Raw genomic sequence first — 3,968 nt, forward strand, 5'->3', positions numbered from 1 at the left:
GGCGCCGTGGCGGTGGCCACCAACCGCACCACCCGGCTCGGCTACGTCTACGACTCGGTGGCCGACCGGCTCGGCGAGGCCGCCTGGCTGACCGCGTTCTGGCTGCTCGGCGCGCCCGGCGCGCTGGTCGCCGCGGCCGGGGGCCTGTCCTGGCTGCACGAGTACGTGCGGGCCCGGGCGGTCTCCGCCGGGATGCGGGAGATCGGCGCCGTGACCGTGGGGGAGCGCCCCACCCGGGTCTGCGTGGCGCTGGTCGGGCTGCTGGTCGCCGGGCTCACCGGGCTGGTCGACGCCGACCTGACCGCCGGCACCGTCACGATGGCCACCACGGTCTGGGTGCTGCTGGCCGGCTTCGGCCTCGGCCAGCTGCTCTCCGCCGTCCGCCGGGCCCTCATCGACGCCGACTGAGACCGGCCGACCTGGCCGGGGTCCGGCGAGCGGGGGCCGCTGCGAGCGCTACCAGGCCGGGCCGATGGCCTCGGCGACGATCTCCGCCGACAGGGTGACCATGGGCAGGCCGCCGCCGGGGTGGCTGGAGCCGCCGACCAGCCAGAGCCCGGCCACCGGGCCCCGGTTGGCGGGGCGGAGCAGCCCGCCCGCGGTGCCGTAGATCGCCCCGCCCGGCGCGCCGGTGGCCGCGTCCAGGTCGGCCGGGGTGCGGATCTCCCGGAACACCAGCCGGTCCCGCACGTCCACGCCCCGCTCGGCGAGCACGTCGAGGATCCGGTCGGCGTACGCCTCGGCCAGCCCCGGCCGCCGCCAGTCGACCGCGCCCGCCGCGGTGCCGTGCCGGGCGGCGTTGACCAGCACGAACCACGCCTCGTGCCCCTCCGGGCGGACCGCCGGGTCGTCGGCCACGGTGACGAAGACGGTCGGGTCGGGAGCCGGCCGGGCCCGGACGCCCCGCCCCGGGTCGCCGAAGACCGCGTCGAACTCGGCGTCGTGGTCGCGGGGGAAGAAGACGGTGTGGTGGGCCAGCCCGGAGTCGCCGCGGACGCCGAGCAGCAGCACGAAGCCGGCCAGGCTGCGGTCGGTGAGCCCGGCCAGCCGGCGCGGGGTGGGCAGCAGGTCTCGGTAGACGGTCAGCGCGTCGACGTTGGCCACCACCGCGTCGGCGGGGACCGGGGCGGCCACCCCGGCCAGGCGTACCCCGTGCACCCGGCCGCCGGCCGCGTCGATCCGGGTGACCGTGGTGTCCGTCCGCACCACCACGCCGAGGTCCAGGCAGCGTGACAGCAGCGCGTCGGCCAGGGTGCCCAGCCCGCCGCGCAGGTACCAGCCGCCGTACGCCAGCTCGGCGTAGGGGACCGCGACCAGCGCGGCCGGTGCCCGGCGCGGGTCGGCGCCGGTGTAGGTGGCGTAGCGGTCGAGCAGCATGCGCAGCCGGGGGTCGGCCAGGTGCCGGCGGCCCAGCCCGCGCAGGCTGCGGCCGGGGCCGATGGCGGCGAGGTCGCCCAGCCGCCAGGCCAGCGCGGCCAGGTCGCGCGGGGAGTCGACGGTGCGGCGCAGCACGTCCCGGTGCGAGGCCGCCCACACCCGGCCGGCGCGCCGCCAGAGCCGCTGCCAGTCGGCGGCGGCCCGGTCGCCGAGCGCCGCGCCGATCCGGGCGGTGAACTCGGCGGGGTCGGCGCAGGAGTCGAGGGTGGGGCCGCCGGGGAAGACGTGCCGGACGATCGGGTCCAGCGGCACCAGGTCCAGGTATTCGTCGAGCTTCGCGCCGGTCGCCTCGAACAGGTCGTGGAACACCTGCGGCAGGGTGACCAGGCTCGGCCCGGTGTCGAAGCGCCACGGCCCCTCGGGGGTGTCGTGCAGGTGCCGGCCGAGCTTGCCGCCGACCGTGTCGGCCCGCTCGAAGACGGTGACCTCGTGCCCGGTGACCGCCAGCCGGGCGGCGGTGGCCAGCCCGCCCACGCCGGCGCCGATGACCACGATCCGCGCCATGCCCCGCCTCCTAGCTGACCGGGCGACCCCGCCAGGTGAGCCGGCGTCGCTTCCGCAGATGGTACGACCGGAGGGTCAGCCAACCGAGGACCACGACCGACACGGGGTGTGCCAGCGCGTCGGGCCAGGCCCGCCCGCCGGTGGCCCGGGCGCTGACCGCCCGCCCGGCGACGCCGAGCAGGTATGCGATGAGCGCGACCATTGACACCCGGGGAGCTGTCGAGGCGAGCCCGAGGGCGACCACCGGGGGAGCGGTGTAGAGCAGGAGCAGCAGGGTGACCACCCCGGCCGCGGCGGTCGGGTGCCCGAACGAGGCCCAGAGCGACTTGGTGTAGCCGTCGCGCAGCTGCGGCCAGCTCTCGTACATCCGGCAGGTGGCCAGCCGGGAGCCGTCCGCCAGGGCGATCCGGCCGCCGGACCGCTTCACGGCCCGGGCCAGCTCGATGTCCTCCAGGACCCGGTCGGCGACCGCCGCGTGCCCGCCGGCGCGCAGGTAGCCGGCCCGGTCCACGACCAGGAACTGCCCGCCCGCCGCGGCCAGCGACGGCCGCGGCGAGCGTTCCATCGCGCGCAGCGGCAGGAAGGTCAGCCACAACCACTGCAACAGCGGCTGCACCAGCCGGTCGGCCGCCGTCCGCACCACGATCCGGGGGTACGGCGACAGCAACGTCGCCCCGGCCGTGCGCAGTTCGGTCACCGCCGCCGCGACCGCGTACGGGGCGAGCACCACGTCGGCGTCGACGAAGGCCAGCACGGTCGGGGCCGGGTCGGTGCGGGTGGCGAGCTGCCAGCAGGCGTGCGGCTTGCCCAACCAGCCCGGCGGCGGGGCGACCCCGGTGAGCAGGGTGACCCGCGGGTCGCCGCCGGCCACCGCGCGGACCACGTCGGCGGTGCCGTCGGTCGAGCCGTCGTCGAGCACCACGACCCGCAGCCCCGGCACGCCGCGCTGGGCGAGCAGCGCGCGCAGGCACGGGGTGACCCGGTCGGCCTCGTCGCGCAGCGGCAGCAGCACCGCCACCGCCTCGGTGACCTCGACCGGCCCGGCGCCGGGCCGGCGCAGCCAGGCGGTGGCGTTGACCAGCGTGTGCGCGGTGAGCGCGGCGACCACCGCGACCAGGACGAGCGCGGGGATCATGCCGGCGCGTCGACGCGGGGCGCCGGTTCCACCGCCCCGCGACCGGCCCCGTCCCGGCGGGCGCGCCACAGCGTCACCGCCAGCGGCACGGCGGCCACCGCCATCCCGACCGCGCCCCAGGCCGCCGAGGCGGGCAGCCGGAGGAAGACCGCGTGCGCCAGCACGCTGGAGGCGTACGTCCACAGGTAGAGCGCGAACATCGGGGCGTCCCGGGCGTCGGTGCGGTCGACGGCCGGCCCGGCGAGCGGGCGCAGCGCGGCCGTCAGCAGCACCGCGAAGAGCAGCCAGCCGAGGTAGTTGCTGACCGGGATGCCGGGCAGGCCCGGCAGGGCCGGGGTGGCGTCCCGCCAGCGCCAGTAGCCCTCGGCCACCATCTGCGGGTCGAGGAAGAGGTCCCAGGCGGCCAGCCCGACCGCGGCGAGGGCGATCCGGCCCGGGCGGGAGCCGGTGAGCCGGACCGCGGTGAGCCAGGCCGGCCAGGCCATCCAGGTCCAGGCCAGCGGGATGACCAGCGGCACCCCGGCCAGCTTCGGGCCCAGCTCACCGGAGTAGTCGTAGCTGCCGAACGGGAAATCGGTGGCCACCCCGAGCGCCTCGATCGCGAAGCCGCCGCCGGTGGCCACGGCGACAAGCGCGAGCGCGGTGCGCGTACCCCGGGTGAGCAGCGCGTGCCCCACGGAGAGCAGCCAGCCGAGCCCGACGGTGGCCACGGTCAGCCCGGCCCGGGTCGCGCCGCCGGTGAGCGGGTAGCAGATCTGGGCCAGGACCAGGACGGCCAGCAGCGCCCAGGGCAGCCGGCCCCGGCTCACGGCATGGCCGGGGCGGGCGCCCCCCCGGGGGCGGGCGGGGGGGGCGGCCGGGTCCCCCCGGCTCCGACCCCACGGGGCTCCTG

The 3,968-nt window shown here is 78.0% G+C and carries 4 protein-coding genes; 1 reads left to right on the top strand and 3 read right to left on the bottom strand.

The genetic code is table 11. The features are described 5' to 3' along the window. A partial coding sequence (locus ACW0Q9_RS29600) for a CDP-alcohol phosphatidyltransferase family protein (protein ID WP_456186916.1) occupies window positions 1-408 on the top strand: 408 nt, incomplete at its 5' end. Between the two features lie 48 nt (window positions 409-456). On the opposite strand, the gene ACW0Q9_RS29605 is transcribed toward ACW0Q9_RS29600, so the two are convergent. Genes ACW0Q9_RS29605 through ACW0Q9_RS29615 form a run of 3 tightly spaced genes read right to left on the bottom strand, consistent with a single transcriptional unit; the run spans window position 457 to window position 3,885 of the window. Continuing rightward, the gene (locus ACW0Q9_RS29605) at window positions 457-1,941 is read right to left on the bottom strand and encodes a phytoene desaturase family protein (protein ID WP_456186918.1); all 1,485 of its coding nucleotides are present in this window, start codon (window positions 1,939-1,941) and stop codon (window positions 457-459) included. A 10-nt stretch (window positions 1,942-1,951) separates the two neighbouring features. Beyond that, window positions 1,952-3,076: a glycosyltransferase gene (locus ACW0Q9_RS29610; RefSeq protein WP_456186920.1), complete on the bottom strand. Its 1,125-nt coding sequence runs from the start codon at window positions 3,074-3,076 to the stop codon at window positions 1,952-1,954. Continuing rightward, window positions 3,073-3,885 (bottom strand): carotenoid biosynthesis protein, encoded by an 813-nt coding sequence (locus ACW0Q9_RS29615; protein WP_456186922.1) that lies wholly within the window; start codon window positions 3,883-3,885, stop codon window positions 3,073-3,075. Before ACW0Q9_RS29615 ends, ACW0Q9_RS29610 begins: the two co-directional genes overlap by 4 nt. Window positions 3,886-3,968 lie beyond the last annotated feature (83 nt).

This window comes from Micromonospora sp. I033 (genome assembly GCF_053890995.1).